General features: G+C 70.0%; 21 protein-coding genes. 11 read left to right on the plus strand and 10 right to left on the minus strand.

What is annotated here, in order from left to right; translation table 11 throughout:
- The first annotated feature begins 142 nt into the window (after positions 1-142).
- From HYZ11_12840 to HYZ11_12855, 4 genes are all read left to right on the plus strand, one after another.
- A complete protein-coding gene (locus tag HYZ11_12840; GenBank protein ID MBI3128485.1) occupies positions 143-607 on the plus strand; it encodes a hypothetical protein in 465 nt (154 codons plus the stop codon).
- 454 nt (positions 608-1,061) lie between these two features.
- Complete coding sequence (locus tag HYZ11_12845) at positions 1,062-1,739, plus strand: succinate dehydrogenase cytochrome b subunit (GenBank protein MBI3128486.1); 678 nt, start codon at positions 1,062-1,064, stop codon at positions 1,737-1,739.
- A gap of 12 nt (positions 1,740-1,751) precedes the next feature.
- The gene (locus tag HYZ11_12850) at positions 1,752-3,665 is read left to right on the plus strand and encodes a fumarate reductase/succinate dehydrogenase flavoprotein subunit (GenBank protein ID MBI3128487.1); all 1,914 of its coding nucleotides are present in this window, start codon (positions 1,752-1,754) and stop codon (positions 3,663-3,665) included.
- The gene (locus tag HYZ11_12855; protein MBI3128488.1) at positions 3,665-4,411 is read left to right on the plus strand and encodes a succinate dehydrogenase/fumarate reductase iron-sulfur subunit; all 747 of its coding nucleotides are present in this window, start codon (positions 3,665-3,667) and stop codon (positions 4,409-4,411) included. Before HYZ11_12850 ends, HYZ11_12855 begins: the two co-directional genes overlap by 1 nt.
- 78 nt (positions 4,412-4,489) lie before the next feature.
- Here HYZ11_12855 and HYZ11_12860 read toward each other — a convergent pair whose 3' ends face one another.
- The 6 genes from HYZ11_12860 to HYZ11_12885 form a co-directional block, all read right to left on the minus strand.
- Positions 4,490-8,176 carry a hydantoinase B/oxoprolinase family protein gene (locus tag HYZ11_12860; protein ID MBI3128489.1) on the minus strand — a complete coding sequence of 1,229 codons (3,687 nt, stop codon included), beginning with the start codon at positions 8,174-8,176 and terminating at the stop codon, positions 4,490-4,492.
- A 193-nt stretch (positions 8,177-8,369) separates the two neighbouring features.
- On the minus strand, positions 8,370-9,299 hold the full coding sequence (locus HYZ11_12865) for a hypothetical protein (GenBank protein MBI3128490.1): 930 nt from the start codon (positions 9,297-9,299) through the stop codon (positions 8,370-8,372).
- Positions 9,300-9,307: 8 nt separating this feature from the next.
- Positions 9,308-10,381, minus strand: coding sequence for an ABC transporter ATP-binding protein (locus tag HYZ11_12870; protein MBI3128491.1), 1,074 nt, complete (start codon positions 10,379-10,381; stop codon positions 9,308-9,310).
- Positions 10,382-10,388: 7 nt separating this feature from the next.
- Entirely contained in the window at positions 10,389-11,264 is an 876-nt protein-coding gene (locus tag HYZ11_12875) for a carbohydrate ABC transporter permease (GenBank protein MBI3128492.1), read from the minus strand.
- Complete coding sequence (locus tag HYZ11_12880) at positions 11,261-12,202, minus strand: sugar ABC transporter permease (protein ID MBI3128493.1); 942 nt, start codon at positions 12,200-12,202, stop codon at positions 11,261-11,263. The genes HYZ11_12875 and HYZ11_12880 overlap by 4 nt, the downstream gene beginning before the upstream one ends.
- 58 nt (positions 12,203-12,260) lie before the next feature.
- Complete coding sequence (locus HYZ11_12885) at positions 12,261-13,706, minus strand: extracellular solute-binding protein (protein MBI3128494.1); 1,446 nt, start codon at positions 13,704-13,706, stop codon at positions 12,261-12,263.
- A gap of 302 nt (positions 13,707-14,008) precedes the next feature.
- Between HYZ11_12885 and HYZ11_12890 the strand changes: the two genes are divergently transcribed.
- Positions 14,009-14,803 carry an alpha/beta fold hydrolase gene (locus HYZ11_12890; GenBank protein MBI3128495.1) on the plus strand — a complete coding sequence of 265 codons (795 nt, stop codon included), beginning with the start codon at positions 14,009-14,011 and terminating at the stop codon, positions 14,801-14,803.
- A gap of 324 nt (positions 14,804-15,127) precedes the next feature.
- Positions 15,128-16,321: an NADH:flavin oxidoreductase gene (locus tag HYZ11_12895; GenBank protein ID MBI3128496.1), complete on the plus strand. Its 1,194-nt coding sequence runs from the start codon at positions 15,128-15,130 to the stop codon at positions 16,319-16,321.
- 97 nt (positions 16,322-16,418) lie between these two features.
- On the opposite strand, the gene HYZ11_12900 is transcribed toward HYZ11_12895, so the two are convergent.
- On the minus strand, positions 16,419-16,652 hold the full coding sequence (locus HYZ11_12900) for a hypothetical protein (GenBank protein ID MBI3128497.1): 234 nt from the start codon (positions 16,650-16,652) through the stop codon (positions 16,419-16,421).
- Positions 16,653-16,830: 178 nt separating this feature from the next.
- Here HYZ11_12900 and HYZ11_12905 point away from each other — a divergent pair, with 178 nt between their 5' ends.
- Both HYZ11_12905 and HYZ11_12910 read left to right on the plus strand, forming a co-directional pair.
- The gene (locus HYZ11_12905; protein ID MBI3128498.1) at positions 16,831-17,403 is read left to right on the plus strand and encodes a hypothetical protein; all 573 of its coding nucleotides are present in this window, start codon (positions 16,831-16,833) and stop codon (positions 17,401-17,403) included.
- Positions 17,404-17,785: 382 nt separating this feature from the next.
- Positions 17,786-18,301 (plus strand): hypothetical protein, encoded by a 516-nt coding sequence (locus HYZ11_12910; GenBank protein ID MBI3128499.1) that lies wholly within the window; start codon positions 17,786-17,788, stop codon positions 18,299-18,301.
- Between the two features lie 206 nt (positions 18,302-18,507).
- Here HYZ11_12910 and HYZ11_12915 read toward each other — a convergent pair whose 3' ends face one another.
- The 3 genes from HYZ11_12915 to HYZ11_12925 are packed head-to-tail and all read right to left on the minus strand — an operon-like array spanning position 18,508 to position 21,504.
- On the minus strand, positions 18,508-19,206 hold the full coding sequence (locus tag HYZ11_12915) for an SOS response-associated peptidase (protein MBI3128500.1): 699 nt from the start codon (positions 19,204-19,206) through the stop codon (positions 18,508-18,510).
- A 20-nt stretch (positions 19,207-19,226) separates the two neighbouring features.
- Entirely contained in the window at positions 19,227-19,754 is a 528-nt protein-coding gene (locus HYZ11_12920) for a hypothetical protein (GenBank protein ID MBI3128501.1), read from the minus strand.
- Between the two features lie 55 nt (positions 19,755-19,809).
- Positions 19,810-21,504: a dihydroxy-acid dehydratase gene (locus tag HYZ11_12925; protein ID MBI3128502.1), complete on the minus strand. Its 1,695-nt coding sequence runs from the start codon at positions 21,502-21,504 to the stop codon at positions 19,810-19,812.
- Positions 21,505-21,713: 209 nt separating this feature from the next.
- Between HYZ11_12925 and HYZ11_12930 the strand changes: the two genes are divergently transcribed.
- The 3 genes from HYZ11_12930 to HYZ11_12940 all read left to right on the plus strand — a co-directional run bounded on the left by HYZ11_12930 (position 21,714) and on the right by HYZ11_12940 (position 23,684).
- Positions 21,714-22,265, plus strand: coding sequence for a PEGA domain-containing protein (locus HYZ11_12930; protein MBI3128503.1), 552 nt, complete (start codon positions 21,714-21,716; stop codon positions 22,263-22,265).
- A gap of 76 nt (positions 22,266-22,341) precedes the next feature.
- A complete protein-coding gene (locus tag HYZ11_12935; GenBank protein MBI3128504.1) occupies positions 22,342-22,920 on the plus strand; it encodes an NAD(P)H-dependent oxidoreductase in 579 nt (192 codons plus the stop codon).
- On the plus strand, positions 22,917-23,684 hold the full coding sequence (locus HYZ11_12940) for an alpha/beta hydrolase (protein MBI3128505.1): 768 nt from the start codon (positions 22,917-22,919) through the stop codon (positions 23,682-23,684). The genes HYZ11_12935 and HYZ11_12940 overlap by 4 nt, the downstream gene beginning before the upstream one ends.
- Positions 23,685-23,717: the final 33 nt, after the last annotated feature.

Here is a 23,717-nt window from a genome sequence, read left to right on the forward strand (position 1 = left end):
CGCCGCCCAGACCAGAAGCCGCGGGTTCCCCCGCGGCGGGAGCACCGGGGAGCAAGCCGCCTCATCCGGGGAGACTCCGGAGGGGACGCCGCTCCCCGGAATGACGCCGCTTCTCAATGACAGCAAGGAAGAGGGCCATACCATGTATTCGAAGACGGGAGCATCGATCGTGGCCGGCCTCACCGCCGGCTTCGTGTTCGGGATGATGATGCAGATGATGGCGGCGCCCACGCCGGACGGCGGGCAGATGCCGATGATCGCCATGGCCGGCCAGGTCGTGGGTTCGCCGACGATTGCCGCCGGCTGGGGTTACCATCTGTTCAACAGCGCGGTCATCGGGGCGGTTTTCGGATGGCTGCTCGGCGACCGCGTGGACGGGTTCAATTCGGGCCTGGGGTGGGGCGCCGGGTACGGGTTCGCATGGTGGATTCTCGGCGGGCTCGTCCTGATGCCGGTCCTGCTCGGCATGCCCCCCTTCGCGCCGCTGATGATGCCGCCGATGTGGATGGTGGCGGCGGGCAGCCTCGCCGGGCATTTGATCTACGGCCTGACGCTGGGCGGCATGTTCGCGTGGCTCCGCGGAGGGAGGCAGGTGCCGGCGGTCTAGGACGCCCTCGGCGCGGGAGGCCGGCGGCGGCCCCCACGGCGGACTCTCCCGCGCCGCGAACCGCGAATGCGGCGCGCGCCGGGGTTGCGTCCGGCCCCGGCGCCGCCCGCCTCGCCCTTCCTCGCCCGGGGCTGGGGCCAGCCCTCGGCGCCCGAAGCGCCTCCGAGCGGCGCTCGGCCACTATCTCCCCCAAAGTGCATCTGGATCAGGAGCCGGTCCGGCCGGACGGTTGACCGCTCCGGGCCGCCTCTGAGCGAAAGAGCCTTGGAATCGCGCGAGGCTCCGGAGCGCTGGAGGCGCCCGCCCCGGGCGGTGAGGCCATTTTTCGCCTCCCGGGATTTGCGGACAAATCGCTCCGGAGGGTTGACCGGCCCCGGGTGCGGGATTACATTTGCCCGCCGTGAGTCCTGACGGGTGCTTTCGCCGGAAACTTCTCGGCCGGGGGAGGGAGCGGATGAGCCGGTTCGCGCGGTTATGGCAGTCCTCCATCGGGGCGAAGCAGGTGATGGCCGTGACGGGCCTCCTCCTGTTCGTCTTCGTGGTGGCTCACTTGCTGGGGAACCTCCTCGTGTTCGCCGGCCGGGAAGCCACCAACGGCTACGCCCACAAGCTCCGCGAAATGGGCGCCCTCCTGTGGGCGGCGCGCATCGGGCTGCTGGCCGTCTTCCTGGCCCACGTGGGCTCGGGCGTGCGGCTGTGGCAGCTCAACCGCGCGGCGCGCCCCGATGGCTACGCGGAGGCCAACCACCTCGCCGCCTCCTACGCCGGCCGCACCATCGTGATGAGCGGCCTCCTGATCCTCGCCTACGTCGTCTATCACCTCATGCACTTCACCTTGGGCGTGACGAACCCCGAGTACCTCACGTTCAAGGATCCCCTCGGCCACGCCGACGTCTACCGGATGGTCGTCGCCGGCTTCTCGCGCCCCGTCATCTCAGGCGTGTACGCCGTGTCGATGATCCTCCTGGGGCTCCACCTCAGCCACGGCCTCCAGAGCTTCTTTCAGACGCTGGGCCTCAATCACCCGGCCTACAATCCCTTCTTCCGGAAGGTGGGGCCGGTGGCGGCCGTGGTCATCGCGATAGGCTACATCTCCATCCCCCTGGCGGTCCTCGCCGGGCTCGTGAAGTAGGAGGAGGCTGCCATGAAGCTGGAATCCAATATCCCCTCCGGGCCCATCGAGACGAAGTGGGATAACCGCCGCAACGGGATGAGGCTGGTCAACCCCGCGAACAAGCGGCGCTACAGGATCATCGTGGTGGGCTCGGGCCTGGCGGGCGGCTCGGCCGCGGCGACCCTGGGCGAGCTGGGCTACCGGGTGGACTGCTTCTGCTTCCAGGACAGCCCCCGCCGCGCCCACAGCATCGCGGCCCAGGGCGGCATCAACGCCGCGAAGAACTACCAGAACGACGGCGACAGCGTGTACCGCCTCTTCTACGACACCATGAAGGGCGGCGACTTCCGCTCGCGCGAGGCCAACGTCTACCGCCTCGCGCAGCTGAGCGCCGGCATCATCGACCAGTGCGTGGCGATGGGCGTGCCCTTCGCCCGGGAGTACGGGGGCCAGCTCGCCAACCGCTCCTTCGGCGGCGCCCAGGTCTCGCGCACCTTCTACGCGCGGGGGCAGACGGGCCAGCAGCTCCTGCTCGGCGTGTACGCGGAGCTCTCCCGCCAGATCGCGGTCAAGACGGTCACGATGCACCCGCGCACCGAAATGCAGGAGCTCGTCGTCGTGGACGGCCACGCCAAGGGCATCGTGACGCGCGACCTGGTGACGGGGGCCATCGAGACCCACGCGGCGGACGCGGTCATCCTCGCCACGGGCGGCTACGCCCCCGTCTTCTACCTCTCGACGAACGCGATGGGGAACAACGTCACCGCCATCTACCGCGCCCACCGCAAGGGCGCGCTCTTCGCCAACCCCTGCTTCACCCAGATCCACCCCACCTGCATCCCGGTTTCGGGCGACCACCAGTCGAAGCTCACCCTCATGTCCGAGTCCCTCCGGAACGACGGGCGCATCTGGGTGCCCAAGAAGCAGGGCGACAAGCGCGACCCCCGGCAGATCCCCGAGGGGGACCGCGACTACTACCTCGAGCGCATCTACCCCGCCTACGGCAACCTGGCCGCCCGCGACGTCTCCTCCCGCGCCGCCAAGCGCATGTGCGACGAGGGGCGGGGGGTGGGCTCGGGGGGCCTGGGCGTCTACCTGGACTTCTCGGACTCCATCAAGCGCCTGGGGCTGAACGTCATCCGGGAGCGCTACGGGAACCTCTTCGACATGTACGAGCGCATCACGGGGGAGAACGCCTACGAGACCCCCATGCGCATCTACCCCGCCGCCCACTACGTCATGGGCGGGCTGTGGGTGGACTACGACCTGATGAGCAACATCCCGGGGCTCTTCGTGCTCGGGGAGGCCAATTTCTCCGACCACGGGGCCAACCGCCTGGGGGCGAGCGCGCTGATGCAGGGGCTGGCCGACGGCTACTTCGTCATCCCCTACACCGTCGGCAACTACCTCGCCGGGCAGAAGTACGGCGCCGTCGCCGCGAGCCGGCCCGAGTTCAAGCAGGCGGAGGAGGAGGCCAGGGAGCGCATCCGGCGGCTGCTCTCGATCGGCGGCAAGCGCTCGGTCGCCTCCTTCCACCGCGAGCTGGGCAAGGTGGTGTGGGATCACTGCGGCATGGAGCGCCGCCGCGAGGGCCTCGCGAAGGCCCTGGAGATCATCCCCTCCATCCGCGACGAGTTCTGGGAGAACGTCCGCGTCCCGGGCGGCGACCGGGAGCTCAACCCCGAGCTCGAGAAGGCCGGCCGCGTGGCGGACTTCCTCGAGCTGGCCGAGCTCATATGCCACGACGCCCTCACCCGCGAGGAGTCCTGCGGCTGCCACCTCCGGGCCGAGTACCAGACGGAGGAGGGCGAGGCCAAGCGCAACGACAAGGAGTTCGCCTTCGTGAGCGCCTGGGAGTACAAGGGGCCGGGCCAGAAGCCCGTCCTCCACAAGGAGCCCCTCGAATTCGAGACGGTTCATCTGGCCGAGAGGAGCTACAAGTGATGAACCTGACCCTGCGCATCTGGCGCCAGAAGAGCTCCCGGGAGCAGGGGAGCTTGGTCACCTACGAGGCGGCGGACGTCAGCCCCGACATGTCCTTCCTCGAGATGCTCGACGTGGTGAACGAGCGCCTCATCGGGAAGGGCGAGGAGCCCATCGCCTTCGACCACGACTGCCGCGAGGGCATTTGCGGCATGTGCTCGCTCTACATCAACGGCGCGGCCCACGGCGGCCACCGCGCCACCACCACCTGCCAGCTCCACATGCGGCACTTCAAGGACGGAGAGACCATCACCATCGAGCCCTGGCGCTCGCGGGCCTTCCCCGTCGTCAAGGACCTCGTGGTGGACCGGGGGGCCTTCGACCGCATCATCCACGCGGGGGGCTTCGTCTCCTCGAACGCGGGCGGCGCCCCCGACGGGAACGCCATCCCCGTCCCCCGGGACGACGCCGAGAAGGCCATGGACGCCGCCGCCTGCATCGGCTGCGGGGCCTGCGTCGCCTCCTGCCCGAACGGCTCGGCCATGCTCTTCGTGGCCGCCAAGGTCTCCCACCTGGCCCACCTCCCCCAGGGGCACCCCGAGCGGGCCCAGCGCGTGCTCGGCATGGTGCGCCAGATGGACGAGGAGGGCTTCGGCAACTGCACCAACCACTACGAGTGCGAGGCCGTCTGCCCCAAGGAGATCAGCGTGAGCCACATCGCCAAGATGAACCGCGAGTTCATCCGGGCGTCGCTCCTGGAGGCGTAGCGCCTCCGGATTTTCCCGAAAATAAAACAGCCGGGGGACGCCTGAATCCCCCGGCCGTTCTATCTTCAGGCCATTGCCTCAGCCTCCCGCCTGCCCCCGGACCGAGGCGTAGTTCGGCCCCCGGTCGAAGAAGGGGAGCCGCCCCCGGCGGGCGCGCATGAACTGGCGGAAGGCTTGGGTGCCGGGCAGGTCGAGGCGGAGGGTGTCCGGGTTCAGCACCACTCCGTAGTGCTTGAGCGCCTGGTCCGGGCTCACCTTGCCCCGGAGCACGTCCTCCCGCACCCGCTCGGGCTCCCGCTCGGCCGGGTCCCCCCAGCCGCCCCCGCCCGCCGTCACGATTCGGATGAGGTCCCCCTCCCGCAGGAGCATCCCCTGGCCGAAGGCGGGGGCCTCGCGCGCCACCGGGGTGCCCGGGTTGCTGACGAGGCTGAAGCGCCCCCCCGCGCGGCCCCCGTTCACCCCCCACGGGGAGAGCCAGGCCCGGTCCGCCAGGGCGAAGACCTCGCAGTCGCACAGCACGCGCACCTCCTTCTGGAGGCCGAGCCCGCCTCGCAGCTTCCCCGCGCCGCCGGAATCGTGCGCCAGAGCGAGCCGCTCCACCCGCAGCGGGAACTCCGCCTCCGTCTCCTCCGCCCACAGGCCCCCCCCGGCGGGGAAGGCGATCACCCCGTCCGCCCCGTCCCCCCCCGGCCCCGCGCCCGTGCCCCCGCCCAGCGGCTCCCGAAAGAGGAAGAAGCGCCCCCGGCGGTCCCGTCCCCGGAGCCCCCACCAGGGCGCGCCTTCCTGATCGGCGGGGACCCTCCCCCGCGACGCGAGGCCCAGGGCGCCGAGGAGGAGGCTCCGCAGCCGCTGGAGGGTGAGGTGCCCCATGTTCACGGCCGCGGGGAAGGCGGGGGAGATGAGGCTCCCTCCCTCCGGCAGGAGGAGCTCGAGCAGGGAGGCCGCTCCCTCGTTCCAGGCGCCGTCCTTCCAGTCCACGCGCGGGCCGCCCAGCCGCTGGAGGAGGGGGGCGAGCCACATCCGCAGGAAGGCGCCCCCGTCGCGCTGCGCGGGCCAGTTGATGGGCCCCCGGGCCTGGAGGGAGCAGCCCCGCAGGTCGAGCCGGAGCCGGCCGTCCCCCTTGGCGAGCTTGAGCTTGAGGGTGTGGAGCCGGCCCGGGTCCACCCCGTCGCTCTCGATGTGATCTTCCATGCTCCAGGCGCCGTCGGGGAGCCGGGCGATGATTTCTTCCGCCCCCCGGCGGGAGCGCGCGAGGAGCCCCTCCAGCGCCGCGGCGAACGCCTCCGCGCCCAGCCGCCCAGCCGCCTCGGCCGCCCGCGCCGCCCCCGCCCGGGCGGCGGCCGCCTGGGCCTCGAGGTCGGCCAGGAGATCCTCGCGCTTGCGGCTGTTGCGGAGGAGGAGCGCGAGCGCCGCCTCGTTCCACCCGCCGCCCTCCCAGAGCCTGAGCGGCGGCAGGATGGTCCCTTCCTGGAACGTCTGGGTGGCGGCGGGGGAGAAGCTCCCCGGCGCCGCCCCGCCCAGGTCTTCGTGATGCGCGCAAACGAGGAAGTAGCCCGCCGGCTCGCCCCGGTGCCGCACCGGGGCGCAGCAGAAGACCTCGGCGGGGCGTCCGAGCGAGCCGCCCAGGTGGGCATCGTTCCAGAAGATCAGGTCGCCGGGGCCGAGGTTCTCCACGGCGCCGGACTCGATCAGGGGGAGGACGGAGCCCGCGATGGGCCTCCCGGTCAGCTTGCGCCCCCGGAGATCGAAGAAGGCGGCGCCGCACAGCCCCATCTTCTGGACGTAGCGCGACCGCATGGAGCGCCGGAGGAAGCTCTCCGCCCCCCGCTCGGCGCTCTCCAGGGCGCCCGCCGCCAGCTCCTCCCGCAGCTCCGGGCCTTCCTCCGGGACGGGCAAGCGGAGGCGGAGGTTCCCGCTCGCGTCCACCTCCGCCGAGGCGTCCGGCGGGAGGAGGGCCGTCGAGCCCTCCTCCTCGATGAAGGCGGGCCCCCGGAGGCGCGTTCCGGGCGGGAGATCCCCCCGCCGGTGGATCGGGAGCGGGAGCTTCTCCCCGGGCGAGAGGCGGGCCTCCCGATGTCCCCAGGGCGTGGCCGAAGAGCCCGCGCCCGAGGGGGCCTCCGGCCGGGCGCTCCCCTCCGCCTTCCCGAGCGCGGTCAGGCGCAGGCAGGCGATCTCGACCGGGGCCCGGTCCCCGCGGCCGAAGCCGTACTGGTAGCGGAAGACCTCGTGGAAGGCCGCCAGCGCCGCCTCGATGGAGGCGGCGAAGGAGGAGGCGGGCGGGAAGTCGACCCGCGTCCGCCACGGGTCGCCCCGGTAGCGCATGTCCGCCGCCCGGAGGAAGATGCCCGTCCCCGCCGGGACGCCCGCCGCCTCCAGGTCCTCCGCCGCCTCCCGCTCGAGCTCGCCGAAGCGGCGGTCCAGCTCCGCCTCGCTCCCCTCCCGCAGAGTCAGCGCGAGAGGGTGGGCGTACTCGTTCCGCCGGTCGGGGTCGAGGAGGCCCAACGCCCCGAACCAGGCCGCCCGGGGCGGCACCACCACCTCGGCCATCCCCAGCGCGGCGGCCACCCCGGGCGCGAGGAGGGGACCCGCTCCCCCGCAGGCGATGAGGGTGAAGTCGCGGGGGTTCTTCCCGGCGCCCGCCGTGGCTTTCTGGACGGCCGAGGCGATGGCGCTCTGGGCGTCCTGGACGGCCTCCCAGGCGGCCTCCGCGGGCGATCCGGCGCCAACGCTCTCTTCCCCCGCCGGCGCCTCGGCCAGCCAGCCGAGGGCATGGAAGGCGGCGGGAAGGGAGCCGGGAAGGGGGAGGCAGGCCACCTCGACGCCGGGGGTTTCGGAGTCCGCCGATGCCACCGGCAGGGCGCCGTCCTCGATCAGGGCGATCTTGGCCGAGGCGCACCCGATGTCCAGGGCGACGGCCCGCCGGATGCGCAAGGCGCGGGCGAGCGCCGCCGCGGCGAGGGCGCCCCCGGCCGGGCCGGAGAGGGCCGCCGAGAGGGGCCGCGCCAGGACCTTGTGCGCGGGCATGGCGCTCCCGTCCGAGCGGAGGAAAAGGATGGGGGTGTCCGGACGGGGGGACTCGGCCGCCCGGACGGCGGCCTCGCCCAGCGCCCGGCGGATGAGGAGGCCGCTCGCGGCGTCCCGCAGGGCGGCGAGGGCGCGCTCCCGCTCGCGGCCCGCCTCCCCCGCCTCGGAGGAGAGGGTGAGGCGGCAGGCGGGGTGCACCTCGCCGAATATCTCCCGGGCCCGCCGCTCGTGGGCCGGATTGGCGGGGGCGTGGAGAAAGCACGCGGCGGCCGCCTCCACCCCGCCCTCCCGGAACTGCCAGGCGGCCGCGCGGAGGGCCTCCTCGTCCAGGGGGGCGATCTCCTTCCCGGCGGCGTCCAGACGGCCGCCGATTTCCAGGGGGCGGCCCGGCGGGACCAGGCGGAAGGGAAGCCCCCCGCTCTCGCGCGGCTCCCGGCCGTCCCACTCCGGAAGGAGGGGGAAGCCCGCCGTCACGAGGAGGCCGAGGGGGAGGGCCTCCCCCGCCGCGAAGGCGCCGGCCGCGGCGGAGACGGAGTGGACGAGGGAGCGGATGTCGCCGGGGTCGGCGCCCGCCTGCTCCAGCAGCCGGCGGATGGCCAGGGCCGAGGCGCGGGCCGGGTCGCCCGTCCCCACCGGGGCCAGGGCGGAGAAGAGGGCCCCGTCGCCCAGGCGCAGGGCCAGGGCGTGGACGAAGCCCCGCCCGTGGTCGAGCGCGACCCGGAGCGATCCCTGCGGCGGCATTGCGCGCGGTCCCCCGGCGAAAAGGGCGCCTTGAACCGGATGTCATCCAAACTGTAAGGGAAGCGGGCGGGGATGGAAATGAGGGGATGGGTTCCGTAGGGGCGATGCTTGTCATCCCCTCTACGAACCGATACCCACGCGGGGGCGAACACGAGGTTCGCCCCTACAGGGCTTGTCGTTCATTTTCTTGCATTTACCCGATCCTCTCCGCCTCCTCGGCCAGCCGCCGCCAGCGCCCGGCCTCCTCGCGGATCTCCCGGTGGGAGAGGACGCCCTTCTCGGTGACGTAGAAGGTGATGAGGCCGGCCGGGACAGGCTCGAAGTAGACGTTGCGGCACAGGCCGGGGGCCTCCTCCCACACCTCTTCGCCCCCGCCCTCCTCCAGCGGGATGTCCCCCGATGAGAGCTCCCCGCTCACCTTGAAGGTGTCGGCGAGGACGGCGCAGGGCTTCCCCATGGCGTCCGCGGCGAGGGCGGCGGGGTGGCTCCCGGTCTTGTTCACTGCGGCGCCGTCGCGGCAGAGGGTGTCGGCGCCGAGGAGGAGGAGATCGGCCTCGCGCATGGCGAGGGCGATCTGGGCGTCGGTGACCAGACGGACCGGCCTCCCCGCCTCCAGGAGGCGGCGGATGAGCGCCCGCCCCTCGAGGAGGGGGCGCGACTCGGCGACGATGACGAGACAGTCCGCCAGGGCCGCCTGGAGGAGGACGGCCTCGACCGTGGAGGAGTGGCTCAGGGTGAGGAGGGCGCGCCGGCCCTCCAGGATGGCCTTCGCCGCCCCGGCCACGCGCGCGGGATGGCCGCGCAGCCGGGCCAGGAGGGCCTCGGCCGCCGCCCGGCCCGCGTCCGGCGGATCGGGGGAGGACGCCAGGCGCTCCCGCAGGTCGAGCAGGAAAGCCGTGGCCCAGTTGCCGGGGGCGGCCATCGAGGGGCGAAGGCCCCGGATGCGCCGGGCGAGGCTCGCCACGCGGGGGAGGAGGGCGCCGGGACTCTCGCCGGGGGACGGGGCGGAGGCAAGGCCCAGCAGCTCCAGGGCGCGCTCGGCGAGCCGGGCCGCGCCGCTCCTCCGGTCGGCCCGGATGGCCTCGAGCTCCTGCTCGATGGATGGGGAAGGGAACAGGGGCAAGCCTCCCCTCAGCGCACCCGCTTCCCGTCCCAGCCGAAGAGGTAGAGCCGCCCGGGGTCCACGGAGAGGTTGAGGACGTCGCCCTCGCGGTAGCTCCGGGTGCCTTCCACCACGGCGATGAGGGGCTGGTCGCCGCCGCGGTCGAAGTAGAGGAGGGTGTCCTTCCCCAGGGGCTCGACCAGGCGCACCTCGCCGCGGAAGACGCCCCCGTTCCCGGAGATCTCGAGGTGCTCGGGCCGGATGCCGAGGGTGGTTTCGCCCGCGGCGGCCCGGGCGAGGGCGGGCGGGAGCTCCACCGCGAGGCCCGGCGCCTCGAAGCGGGCGCGGCCCCCCTCGTGCGAGACCTGCCCTCCGATGAGGTTCATCGAGGGGCTCCCGAAGAAGTCGGCCACGAAGTGGCTCACCGGGTCGCCGTAGATCTGCATGGGCGAGCCCACCTGCTCGATCAGGCCGTTCCGCATGACGACGATGCGGTCGGCCAGGGTCATGGCCTCTTCCTGGTCGTGGGTGACGTAGATGAAGGTCTTCTTCAGGCGCTGGTGCAGGCGGTCGATCTCGGCGCGCATCTCGCGGCGGAGCTTGGCGTCCAGGCTGGAGAGGGGCTCGTCGAGGAGGAAGGCGCCGGGCTCGGTGACGAGGGTGCGGGCGAGGGCCACGCGCTGGGCCTCACCGCCCGAGCACTGGCCGGGCAGCTTGCCGAGGAGGTGGGTGATCCGGACCATCTCGGCGGCCTCGCGGACGCGCCGGCCGCGCACCTCGGGCGGGACCTTCTTCATGCGGGGGCCGAACTCGATGTTCTCGGCCACCGTCTTGTGGGGGAAGAGGGCGAGGTTCTGGAACACCATGCCCAGGTTGCGCTGGCCGGGCTCGAGGTCGTTGACGAGCCTGCCGTCGATGTATATCTCGCCGGCGGTGGGCTCCTCGAAGCCGGCGATCATGCGGAGGGTGGTGGTCTTCCCGCAGCCCGAGGGGCCCACGAGGACGAGGAACTCCCCCTCCTCGATGTCGAGGTCCAGGCGCTTCACCGCCTCGATGCCGCGGCCGTAGACCTTGCGCAGCTCCTTCATCTCGATTCGCGCCATTTCTTTCTTACCTCTTGATCATTCCGAAGCTGAACCCGCGCACCAGGTGCTTCCGGATGAAGCAGCCGATGACGATGAGCGGCAGCGTGACCCCCACCGCGAGCGCCGCCTGGTAGCCGTACACCCGCCCCTCGGTCGTGCCCTCGTACTTGCTGAGCTGGACGGGCAGGGTGACCACGTCCACCTTCGAGAGGATGAGGGCCAGCAGGTACTCGCTCCAGGTCAGGATGAGGATGAACAGGAAGGTGGCCACCACGCCCGAGCGGATGAGGGGGAAGATGACCTCCCAGATGGTGCGCCACCGGCCGGCCCCTAGGATGGAGGCGGCCTGCTCCATCTCGCGCGGGATCTCGTCGAGGAAGCTCTTGGTCATCCAGATGGAGTAGGGGAGGGTGGTGAGCACGTACACGATGACGAGGCCCGTGAGGGTGTCGAGGAGCTGGAGCGTCGAGTAGTAGAGCGTGAGGGGGGCCGCCACCACGATGGGCGGCACCATGCGCAGCATGAGCAGGTTGAACATCCGCCGGTCGGAGAGGATCTGGTAGCGGGAGACGCCGTAGGCGACCAGGGTGCCGAAGGCCACCGAGAGGGTGGTCGAGATGAGCGAGAGCGCCAGGCTGTGCTTGAGGGCCTGCACCGGCTTCTGCATGGTGGTGGCCTCCTGGGCGGTGGGCTTGATCCCGATGCCCGCCCAGACGACCCGGTAGTTGTCCAGGGTCCAGTTCTCGGACCAGTAGACCGGCGGCCAGGTGAACCACTCGTGGTCGGGCTTGAAGGAGGTGATGAGCATCCAGTACATGGGGAAGCCCACGACGAAGAGGGCGATTCCCAGGAGGAAGAACCGGCCCGCCGCGAAAAGCCTGCGCTTCATGGTGCGCTTCATGCCTCTTCCCCCGGCTTGCGGTAGATGACGTCGATGGTCTGCTTCTCCTTGCGCAGCAGGCGGATGCCCGCGAGGACGATGACGATCATGAAGATGAGCACCAGGTAGGACATCGCCGCGCCCTTGGAGATGTGGAAGTACTGCCACGTGGTCAAGAACAAGTAGACGGGCAGCGTCTCCGAGGCCGAGCCGGGGCCGCCCTGGAGGAGGCCCCACGTCTTGGGGAACTCCCCCATCGCCTCGAGGAAGCGCAGGATCAGGGCCAGCATGATGACGGGCCGGAGCAGCGGGAGCTGGACCTCGCGGAAGATGCGCCACCGGCTTGCCCCGAGGATGCGGGCGGCCTCGTCCAGCTCCGGAGGCAGCGAGGCCAGCCCCGCCAGCATGATGATGAAGACGAAGGGGGTCCAGTTCCAGATCTCGAGCATGATGACGGTGAACACCGCGATGGCCGGATGGGCCAGCCAGGTGACCCGCACGTCCGTCTGGAGCAGGACGCTCAGGATGCCGTTGATGGGCCCGCGCTGGAAGAGCAGCATCTCGAAGGTGTAGGCGATCACGACGGGGACGGTCAGCATGGGGAGGATGAAGACGGCGTAGAGCAGGCCGTGGCCCCGGAAGGGCCGGTGCATCAACAGCGCCAGCCCGAAGCCGGCGGCGAAGGAGCCCAGGGTGGACAGGCTGGCGAAGGTGAGGGAGCGCAGGACCGCCCACCAAAAGCGGGAGTCCATCAGGACCTCGATGAACATCCCGAGGCCCACGAACTCCGCCTCCCACCAGGAGCCCAGGTAGACCGTCCACGAGTGGAAGCTGAAGTAGAGCTGGAGCAGGAACGCCGGGAGGATGAAGAGGAGGAGGCCGAAAAGGGGCCCCAGCAGGATCCATTTGAAGAGGGTGAATCCCGGTGCCGCCTTCCTCGTCGGGAGTGCCTGGGCCATCCGGCGGAGTCCTCGGGCGGGGCGGGCCCCGGAGGGCCCGCCCCGGTGTCGGGGTGCGTTAGCTCGGTACGTCCGTCTTGGGCATGGCGGCCTTGTAGCTCGTCAGCTCCGCCTTGAGCTTGGCCTTCCCGATCTGGCCCACCAGCCGGCGCCAGGCATCCTCGGTCTGGGTCAGGGCCTGCTTGGCCGTGATCTGCCCGATGTAGGCCTCGGCGATGTGCTTGCCCAGGATGTCCTGGAACTCGAGGTGCCCCGTCAGGTAGATGGGGGGCGTGGTGATGTGCATGCTCTTCGCGATGGCGTCCATGGCCGGGGCCGAATAGCGCTCGATCACCTTGGGATGGGTCATGTGACCGGCGTGCCAGGGATCGTGGAACGTCCAGGTGGGATGGGTCGTGATCTCGACGCTGTTATTCAGCGTGCCCCACCACAGGGCCATGAGGGCCGCCTGGCGCTTCCGCGGGCTGTAGCGGTTCACCAGGATGGCCGCCAGGGGCGAGGAGATGGAGCGGTGGACGAGCTTCCCGGTCACGTTGGAGCCGGGGACGATGCCGTAGAGGAACTTCCCCTTGGTCTTGGACTTCGGGTCGCTCTCGATCTGGCGGGCCGTGCCGTCCCAGTACTGGGCGGTGGCGGCGTTGCCCTGGACGATCTGGGGGATCATCTGCGGCGTCCCCCAGTTCGGGGCCTCGGGGTGGGAAACCTTCTTGTGCCGGAGGTAGATGTCCATGGCGTACTCGCCCGCCTTGTTGTTGATGGCGGGCTCGAGGTCATCGGTGAAGGGGAAGCCGCCGGCGCTGTAGAAGTGCATGTACCACCATGTCACCCCGTTCGCCCGGTTGCGCAGGCCGGCGAAGCCGAGGAGGTTCTTGTCCGGCCGGTGGAAGTGCTCGGCGATCTGGAGGGACTCCTCCCACGTCTTCGGGAAGGCGAGGGGGCGCCCGTGCTTGTCCGAGAACTTCTTCTGCTCCTCGGGGTTCTCGAGGAGGTCCTTGCGGACGTACTGGATGTGGACGTTCCCGTCCGTCGGGATGCCGTAGGTCTTCCCCTTGTACTTCATGAAGCTGGAGAAGTTGGCGAGCATCTCCAGCTTGTAGCCCACCTCCGCCATGTAGTCGTCGAGCGGCTCGATGAGGCCCGCCGAGGCGAGGGAGGGGATCATGTTCGAGTCGATGTGGAAGAAGTCGAACTTGGAGGAGCGCGAAACCGCCTCCGCCATCGCCCGCTGCGGGATCACGAAGATGCTGATGTCCTGGATGTCCTTCACGCCCACGCCGGACTTCTCCTTGAACTCGTCCGAGAGGCGCTTCATGTTCCGGTAGTAGAGAGACCAGATCATGCCGTTCAGGTCGGCCGGGCCCGCCTTCTTGGCGGCGGCGATGATGCGGTCCTCGAGGGCCCCCGCCTCCGCCACGCCCAGGTGCCGGAGAACCCACGGGCCGGTGGCGGCCGCGGCCACGGCCCCCTTCAGGAACCGCCTGCGAGACACGTGCGCCTTCTTCATGGCGAAGTCTCCCCCTTGGAAGGTAAAAGCACATTGCGCGGCAGGCGCCGTAACGCGCCGCGCGCCGAAGCTCTCTGCGTGAAGCTGGCATTCTGAAACAGAACGTTCGTCCCGTCAATACAGGTGAAACCGCCGGCGGCGCTTCGGGGGCGGCGGCATCCCGTTGACGAGCCGCTGGGGTTGGGGCATGGTTTTCGATTGTCCATCGAATCCACGAAGCGAAAGGGCGCGGGCGCCGGGACCCGCCAGCCGCCGTCTCTGGCGGTGGCCGGCCCCATCGGCCCGCCATGGAGGATTCGCCCATGCCCAAGGCGCGCGTCGGAGATGTGGAGCTCTACTACGAGGAGCACGGGCAGGGGGTCCCCGTGGTGCTCATCCACGGGCTGGCGGGGGATTGCGGCGCCTGGAAGGCCCAGATCGAGGCGATGAAGATGGAGTTCCGCCTGCTCGCCTTCGACAACCGGGGGGCGGGGCGGAGCTCGGCCCCGGACTACCCCTACACCTCCAAGCACTTCGCCGGCGACACGGTCCGCCTGATGGACGCAGTGGGCATCCGCGAGCCCGCCCACATCATCGGCCGCTCGATGGGGGGCGCCGTCGCGCAGCAGATTGCCCTCGACTACCCGGACCGGGTGCGCAGCATGATCATCACCGCCTCCTTCGGCAAGCTCGACCGCTACGGCCACCAGATCCTCTACAACATCAACGAGGTGGTGAAGGCCCAGGGCTACGCCGCCGCGGCCAAGCACCAGTCGCTTTTCTTCTTCCCGCCCCATTACTTCAACGCGCACCAGCGGCAGCTCGACGCCTTCGAGGCGGGGCTCGCCGATGCCGGCCGCCCCATCCACGGCTACGTGAACTCCACCCACGCCTGCCTCACCCACGACGCGCTGGACCGGCTGCCGCAGGTCCGCTGCCCCACCCTCGTCATGGCGGGGGGGCAGGACGTCCTCTGCTCGGCCGAGGCCTCGCGGGAGATGGCCCGGCGCATCCCCGGCTGCGAGTTGAAGGTCTACGAGGAGGCCAGCCACTTCTTCCTGATCCAGTGCTACGAGGAGTCGCTGCGGGACATTCTCGAGTTCCTCCGCAGGCACTGACGCGAAAGGAGCCATCCCTTGGTTCAGTACGCTCAATTTGCGCGGCAGGGGCGTTCATCGTGCGCCTTCGCCGAGGGCTCCCTCTCACCCCGGCCCTTGTGCGTCAAAGAGCCGTCTGCCTTGCTGTCTTTCCCTCCCCCTCCGGGGGAGGGCGGGGAGGGGGAAAAGGCTCGCGGCGGTTTTCATTCTCCCTCCCCCCTGCCCCCCTCACGGAGGGAGGGGGAGAAACACGGTTGCCCTCCTATGGGGCGAGGGAAGCGGCCGCCCGGGAAAATGGCCTGACTGACCCACGGCCGCGCCCCCGGCCGGAGAGGAGGATCCCCCTTGGCCAGGTTCACCGACCCCATCGAGGTGCGCGGGCTCAGGCTCAAGCACCGCATCCTCATGTCCGCCATGACCACCTCCCGAGCGGAGGAGGACGGGAGCCCCTCCGCCTGGAGCCGCGCCCACTACGCCGAGCGGGCGAGGGGCGGGGCCGCCGTCTGTTTCTCGGAGGCCGCCTTCGTCAACCGGGAGGGAAAGGGGTTCCCCAACCAGCTGGGCGCCCACTCGGACGCCATCGTCCCCGGCCTCAGGCGGCTGGGGGAGGAGGTGGGGGCGGCGGGCGCCCCCTTCGCCCTCCAGCTCTTCCACGCCGGGCGCACCGCGCTCAGCGCCATCACGGGCACGCCCATCGTGGGACCCTCGCCCATCCCCCACCCGACGGAGGAGGAGGTCCCCCGCGAGCTCTCGGCCCGCGAAGTCAAGGAAACCGCCCGGGCCTTTGGCGAAGCCGCCCGCCGCGCCCGGGAGGCGGGCCTCCGGATGCTGGAGATCCACGGCGCCACCTGGTATCTCTGCCAGCAGTTCTTCTCCCCCGCCTCGAACCAAAGGACGGACGAGTACGGCGGGAGCCTCCCCAACCGGATGCGCTTCCCGCTCGAGGTGGCCGAGGCCGTCCGCCGGGGGGCGGGCGGGGAGATGGTCGTCTCCTACCGGCTCGGGCTCCTCGAGCCCTGGGAGGGGGGTTTCACCGCCGAGGACACCCTGGCCCTCGCCCCCGCCCTGCTGGAAGCGGGGGTGGACATCCTCCACTGCTCGCGCAACGCCCGGGTGGGGGTGCCCGTCAAGCCCGAGTTCTACAACCCCGCCTTCGCCCGGCTCCGCAAGGCGGTCCGCGCCCCCCTCGCCGCCAACGGCGCCGCCTTCGGGACGGACCGCCTCCAGGCCTACATGGAGATGGGGGCCGACTTCGTGGCCGTCGCCCGGGGGATGCTCACCGACCCCCACTACGCCGCCAAGGCCGTCTCGGGCCGGGGAGGGGAGATCCTCCGCTGCATCGAGTGCAAGCCCTGCATCTACATGCGCGACAGCCGCTGCCCGGACGAGGCCTACCCCGGCGGCCTCCCCGAATCCATGAAGGGCATCCTTGGGATAGCGGCCGGGATGAAGGCCGGGGGCTACGCCCCCACCGCCAAGAAGCGCGCCCGGGTGGACGACCCCGTCGAGAAGCAGGGGGAGGGATCGTCGGTGTCGTGAGGGGGGAGGGTTGGGGTGAGGGCCGTAGGGGCGGCCCCTCGTGGCCGCCCTTTCACAGGGCGGGTGCGTGGACCGGGGCAGGCACGGGGGCCTGCCCCTACAGTTCGCCAATCCTTTTCACATTCCCCGGATGATTCTCATCTTCATCCCATTTCAGCGGATTGCGCAGGACGTATTCCCGTGCGCGAGCCAGTCCTGCCTCATCCCGGAGGATGTGCTCATAATAATTACGCTGCCAGAGGGGAAGGCCCGGCGTCTGCCGCAGGGCGTTGATTCGACGGGTGGCGGCGGATTTGAAACCGGCGAGGAAGGCCGCCAGCGATTTCGGCAAGGGACCCCGCGGGCGCGGGTTGGATTGAAAACATCTCCGTTTTTCTTCTCTGGGGTCCAATGCGGGCATTGATTTGCTTCCGAAGGCGGTAATGACGAGGGATCTGTCACCGTTCCTCTCCACCGGCGTGGAGCGGGGAGGTGAGGCCGGATCAGGTTCACCCCTTGGAGGGAGACTCATGAAGCGCTCCCCATGCGTGAAAGCCACCTGTCTGCTTGCCCTGTTTTTCGTTTCCGGCTGTTTCGGGCCGCAGGGGCATTCGGTAGAGGAAAAGCGGGAAGCCGTCCGTGCGATGCGGGTCAAGACCCTGGAGCGGCTCTACCAGATTCATCCCGATGCGAGAAGGGCGGTTCGAGCCAGCGTCGGCTACGGTGTCTTCAGCAACATCGGGACTTACTTGTTTCTCCTCTCGACGGGGAGCGGATGGGGAATCGTCCGGGACAACCAGACGGGAAAAGAAACCTACATGAGCATGATTTCCGCGGGGGTCGGATTCGGGCTGGGCGTACGGGACTTTAGAGGGGTCTTTGTCTTTACTTCCAAGGAGGCCCTGAACCGGTTCGTCAACCAGGGATGGACGGCCCAGGCGCAAGCTGACGCCGCGGCGAAGGCGGGAGAGAAGGGTGGCGCCGTCGCCGGAGCGATCGAGGTCGCCCCCGGAGTCAGCCTGTATCAAATCACGGAGAACGGCTTGGCCCTTCAGGCCACGATCCAGGGAACGAAATTCTGGAAGGATGGCGAGCTCAATTGATCGGGCGTCAGGCCGCGGCCGCCAGGCGTCCCGCCTCGCCGGATGATCGCGCCGAAAAATCCCCCCCATCCACGAACGTGCGCGAAAATGGACGAAATTGCGGTAGCGGGCCCTCCCGCCACCGGGCGTAGATTGGCCCCGGGGCGCGGGCCGTTGCCCGCCGGGGGAAGCGGGATTCAGGGGCGGAGGGGCGGGGGCGTCCCGGATGGTTAGGGATATTCTCTTGTCATAAATTGCCCCCATGTCTAGGATCGGCAACTCTGATTCTAGGGGGTGGAATGTGTCCCGGTATTTGCGGTGGTTCCGCAAGCTGATAGTCGCCACCCTCCTATATATTTTAGGGGGAATTCTGACTTTATTGGGAGCCTCGCAAGAGAATGTTGTGAAATATATTTTGGGTGATGAATGGGTAAAATGGCTACAGACGGAAGCGCCCTTCTATGTAACACATGAAATCGCAAGGTGGGGTTTCCTAATAATTGGCCTAATGGTTCTGTATGCCGTTACCTATTGGGAGATTATTGCCTTGCCGTGTGCAAGATTTCTTCGGAATAGGTATGTTAAGGTTATTTCCTTTTTAGGGAAGGAAAAGGTTTTTGTCGTTAGAAAAAGAGGAATGCCTACTGACCTCCCAGGAAAGCCACAAAGAACATTTTTGCGGTTAAATACAAAGAACTTTGAAATATTAGACGATGCAAATATAAGTGGCGTCGTCGACGGCGGTTCTAATGTAATAGGAGTGACTTTTATCTCCGCAATAGATGATCCGGCGCAGGCTATGGTGACTGTCAGGGCGGATAGGGCGGTCGATTATGAAACCATTTCAAAGTCGACGGGAAGTGCCACAGTAAGAATAAAGGACCCATTGCCTGAAATTATAGAGATAGAGATTCATTGACCACTTCCGATCAAATCATGTGGCGTGATCGATCAAACCATCTGGCGCGCTCGGATAGTTGCCGATAATGGCGGTTAGTTCCCCTTTTTTGAGGGCGCGAGGGGGCCGGAGGGGGAGGCTTCCGGCGTTTTCCGGGAAATTACGGGGAATTCCGGCGTTTTTTTTCCGCATCCGGGGGAGAACCTTGCCGTGCCGGACTCCACGCCCTACCCCTCGAAGGGGAGCTCCCCGGTGGCGGGGGGCGCCACCTCGAGGCAGCCGGGGTCGTCGTTGGCGGGGTGGTTCACCCGGTTCCCGACGGTGCGCGCCACCATCTCGTCCCCGGGATAGGGGGCGAGGAGGGCCTTGAGGAGGGCGGGCTTGCGCTCGCCCGGGGCCAGCCAGCTCGCGTAGGCCAGGCGGGGGAGGATGGCGGGCATCCGGGGGTGGATGTTCTTCAGGAAGCGGTTGGCCTCGGTGGTGAGGATGGCGCAGCTCTCGATGACGGCGCCGCCGGGGCCCTCCCAGCGCTCCCAGAGGCCGGCGAAGCAGAAGGGCTTGTTCCCCTCCAGGTGGACGAAGTAGGGCTGGCGGACGCTCCCGCGCACGGCCCACTCGTAGAAGCCGTCGGCGGGGACGAGGCAGCGGCGGGCGCGGAAGGCCTCCCGGAAGGCGGGCTTCTCGGTGGAGTCGGCGCGGGCGTTGAAGAGGCCCCCGCCGGCGGCGGGGCTCTTGGCCCATCGGGGGATGAGCCCCCAGCGCAGGAAGGCGATGGCTCCCTCGCCCTCGGTGGAGGGGAGGCGGATGACGGGGACGTCCTGCCCCGGGGCGATGTTGTAGCGGGGGCGGAGCCCGGGCCCCGGGTCCTTCCCCAGCAGGTCTTTCAGCCACGGAAGCGGCTGGCTCAGGACGTAGCGGCCGCACACGGGTCAGCCTTCCCTCCTCGTCACCGCGCGGGCGGCTTGACCGGCTGGGGCTGGGGCCACTGGGCCCGGACCCCTCCCTGCGCGTTAAAGAGGGTGATGGTTCCTTCCTTCTTCTGGGGGTTCTCGGCGATCCGGACCTGGTTCTTCCCCTGGGCGTTGTAGACGACGATGGCCCCCGCGCCCTCCCGGGTGGCGCCGATGGCCGCGAGCCGGATGTCCCGCCCGTCGTAGGTGCTGATGAAGCCCTTTCCCGAGCGCGTCGTGCCCAGGGAGACCAGCGCCCGCCCGGCGGGGTTGGTCACGGCGATGTGGCCGTAGCTCCGCTGCTGGCCGAGGATGACGACGGGCACGCCGTTGTCCCCGATGATCTCCAGCCGCTTGACCCGGAGGAGCTGGGCGTAGGCGGGCGCGGCGGGCTGGGGGGGGCGGGGCGGCGCCGCCTGGCCCATCAGCACCGCGGCCGCCGCCGCCACGGCAAGGCCCATGAATCCCCGCTTCAGCAACCGGTTCTCGCGCTCCAGGCGCGACAGGCGCTCTTCCGTGCTCATTCCCGCTCCTCCCGATGGGCGCTTTGGACCCGCCCGGCCGGCGATCTGGAAGGCTTCAAGGCGTCTTCTGCAAGAAATCGAAGTCGCAGCCCCGGGGCGCCTGGAGGACGTGCTCCAGGAACAGGCGCCCGTAGCCGCGGCCGTAGGCAGGCTCGCGCGGCCGCCAGGCGGCGCGGCGGCGGGACATCTCCTCCTCCGGCACCTGGAGGTCGAGCCGCCGGCCGGGCACGTCGAGGCGGATCGGGTCGCCGTCCCTCACCAGGGCGAGCGGTCCCCCGACGGCTGCCTCGGGCGAGACGTGGAGGACGGTGGTTCCCCCCGCCGTGCCGCTCATCCGGGCGTCCGAGACGCGCACGATGTCCCGCACCCCCTGGGCCAGGAGCTTCTTGGGGACGGGGATGAAGCCCGCCTCGGGGAAGCCGGGGCCCCCCACCGGCCCGGCGTTCTGGAGGACGAAGACGCTCTCCGCCGTGGCCGGGAGATCCGGATCGTCGATGCGCTTGACCATGTCCTCCTGGGACGAGAAGACCACCGCCTTCCCCGTGTGGGCGAGCAGGCGGGGGCTCGCCGCCGAGACCTTGAGCACCGCGCCCTCCGGGGCGAGGCTCCCCCAGAGGACGACGATGCCGCCCTCGGGCTTGAGGGGCTTCTCGCGGGGGAGAATGACGTCCTGCCACGCGGCCGCCCGGCCCACCCCGGCGAGGTTCTCGCCCACCGTCTTCCCGGTCACCGTCATCGCGTCCCGGCGGAGCAGGGGCTCCAGCTCCTTCATCACGACGGGGATGCCGCCCGCCTCCGCGAGATCGTCCATGAGGTAGGTCTTGCCCGAGGGGCGGATGTTGCCGACGAGCGGGGTGGTGCGCGAGAGCTCGTCGAAGAGGGCGAGGGGGAGCTCCACCCCCAGGCGCCCCGCGATGGCGGGGAGGTGGACGACGGCGTTTGTCGAGCCCCCCACGGCCATGAGCACCCGGATGGCGTTCTCGAACGCCCCGCGCGTCATGATCTTGTCCGGCGTGAGGTTCTCCTCCGCCATCCGGACGATGCGCCGGCCGCTCTCCTCCGCCAGGCGCAGGCGGCGCGAGTTCACCGCCGGGACGGCGGCCAGCCCGGGCAGCATCATCCCAAGGGCCTCGGTGATGCAGGCCATGGTGCTGGCCGTCCCCATCACCATGCAGTGGCCGGCCGAGGGGAAGAGCTCCCCCTGGAACTCCTCCATGCGCGGCTCGGAGATCTCCCCGGCCCGGTGCTCGGCCCACAGCCCCCGGCAGTCGGAGCAGGCGCCCAGCCGCTTCCCCTCGAAGCGCCCGCCGATCATGGGTCCCGAGCTCACGGCGAGGGCGGGCACCCCCGCGCTCGCCGCCCCCATGAGCTGGGCCGGGAGGGTCTTGTCGCAGCCGCCGAGGAGCACCACCCCGTCCAGCGGCTGGCCCTTGATCATCTCCTCGGTGTCCATGGCGAGCAGGTTCCGGTAGAGCATGGCCGTGGGCGAGAGGTACACCTCCCCGAGGGAGATGGTCGGGAACTCCAGCGCCAGGCCCCCCGCCTGGGAGACCCCCCGTTTGACCGCGTCGGCCACTTCGCGCAGGTTGCGGTGGCAGGGGTTGAGCTCGCTCCAGGTCTGGGCGATGCCGATGATGGGGCGCTCGAGGTCCTCCTTCGTGAGACCGAAGCCCCGGGCGTAGGCGCCCCGGATGAAGGCGCTGAAGGCCGGATCGCCGTAGTTCGTGAGCCCTTTGCGGTAGCCTTTCATGGGGCGGGTCCTTTCCGGAAGGATTCGGGGGCCGCGCGCGGGAGACGGTTCATCATTCCCCAACCGGCGGCGGCGGGGCAAGCGGGGGATCGGGGTTTTCCCCGAAAGCGAAGCAGGATAGAGTAGGCGCCGTCGAATCGCCGCCGCCCGGCGCGCGTGGAGGAGGGTTTTGTGCGATCAACGGCCGCCGGATGGCGCGGAGGAGTGAGATGATCCGGTCCGCTCGTTTAGGGCTTTGGGCGGCGGTCCTGCTGGCGATGCTCGCCGCCGCGGCGGGGTGCTTCCGGCGGAGCGGCCCGGTCGAGGTGACGCGGGAGGTGGGCACGGTCCGCATCCTGTCGGAGCCCGAGGGCGCCGCCGTCGATTTCGACGGCAGGCCCCGGGGGGAGGCGTTCAAGGCGGAGCCGCTGGTGATCCGGGGGGTGCCGTACGGCTGGCATTCCATCCGCGCCACCCGCCTGGGAATGGTCCCGCACATCCTCGAGTTCAACCTGGAGCGCCCCGAAGCGGAGTTCCGGATTCCGGTTTCCGCCGGCGGCGCCGGCCGCCTCACGGTGCGCACGGTGCCGCCCGGGGCGGAGGTGTTCATCTCCAGCCGCTATTACGGCAAGGCGGACCCCCAGATCCAGGTGAGCGCGCTGGCCTACGGGGAGCACTCCTTGTGGGTCCGGCTGGACGGCCACCGCCAGGAGCGGATCAACATCCTCGTGGAGCGCCAGATCGAGCGCACCTACCATTTGTTCCTGACGAAGGTGAAGTAGCCCCGGGGCCGGCAGGGCGCCTCCAACCGCATCCGGCCCGGCCGTCCTTTCGTGAGACGTGAAGAGGGGGGCCTTCATGCCGACCCGGGCAGGCCGCATGACCCCGGCGCCGGGCGGGGGGCCGGCCATCCTGGCCATCGGCGGGAGCCGCCGGCCCGGCAACAACACCGGCAAGGCGCTCCGCATCGCGGTGGAGGAGCTCCGGGCCGGGGGCGGGCGGGTGGACTGGGTCCGCCTGGAGGCCCTCAAGCTCCCGCTGCCGGGAGAACCCTCCGACTCCCCCGATCCGGAGGCCCTGCGGAACAAGGTCCTCGCCTCGGACGCTATCCTCATCGCCACCCCCGAGTACCACGGCAGCATCAGCAGCACCCTCAAGCTGGCCATCGACAACCTGGGTTTCCCCTCCACCCTGGAGGGCAAGACCCTCGCCATCCTGGGCGTCGCCATGGGCCCCAGCGCGGACAACGCCCTGGCCCATCTGCGCCACATCCTCACCCACATCGGGGGGAAGGTCCTGCCCGAGCAGATCTCGGTGGGGAGCGTCCACAAGAAGTTCGGCGAGGACGGCCGCTGCCTCGACCCGGTGGTCGAGGAGGGCATCCGCCGGGTGGCCCGCGCCCTCCTGGCCGCCGCCGGAGCCCGGGCGGCGCGATGACCGGGCCGTCCCGGTTCCTCGCCTCGCCGGAGGGCCGCTCCCTCGCCTTCCGCCGCCTGGAGGGGAGGCCCCCCGGCGTCCTCTTCCTCGGCGGCTTCCGCTCCGACATGACGGGCACCAAGGCCACCGCCCTGGAGGCGCACTGCCGGGCGGCGGGCCGCGCCTTCGCGCGCTTCGACTACTCCGGGCACGGCGAGTCCCCGGGCCGCTTCGAGGAGGGCACCATCGGCGCCTGGCTGGCGGACGCGCTGTGTGTGCTGGACCGGGCCACCGAGGGTCCGCAGGTGCTCGTGGGCTCGAGCATGGGCGGCTGGATCATGCTCCTGGCGGCCCTGGCCCGGCCGGAGCGGGTGCGGGGGCTTATCGGCGTGGCGGCGGCGCCCGACTTCACCGAGGATCTCGTCTGGGGCCGCTGCGGGGAGGAGGAGCGCCGCAAGCTCATGGAAGAGGGCTCCTTCCTGTGCCCCCCGCGCTACGAGGACGCCCCCTATCCCATCACCCGGCGGCTCATCGAGGAGGGTCGGCGGCACCTCCTCTTGCGCGGGCTCATCCCCCTCCGCCGCCCGGTGCGGCTTATCCACGGCATGGCGGACGAGGACGTGCCCTGGGAGGTTTCGCTCCGGCTGTGCGGCTGCCTGGAGGGAGCGGACGTCTCGCTCACCCTGGTGAAGGGGGGCGACCACCGCCTCTCCACGCCGGCGGACATCCGGAGGCTCACGGAAACGGTCGAGGGGTTGTGCCGGGAAGCGGGGGAGGGGGAATGAAGCCCTTGTCAATGCGCCCATGGCGTCCGTAGG

Source organism: Candidatus Tectomicrobia bacterium, from assembly GCA_016192135.1.
Lineage (GTDB): Bacteria > UBA8248 > UBA8248 > UBA8248 > UBA8248 > 2-12-FULL-69-37.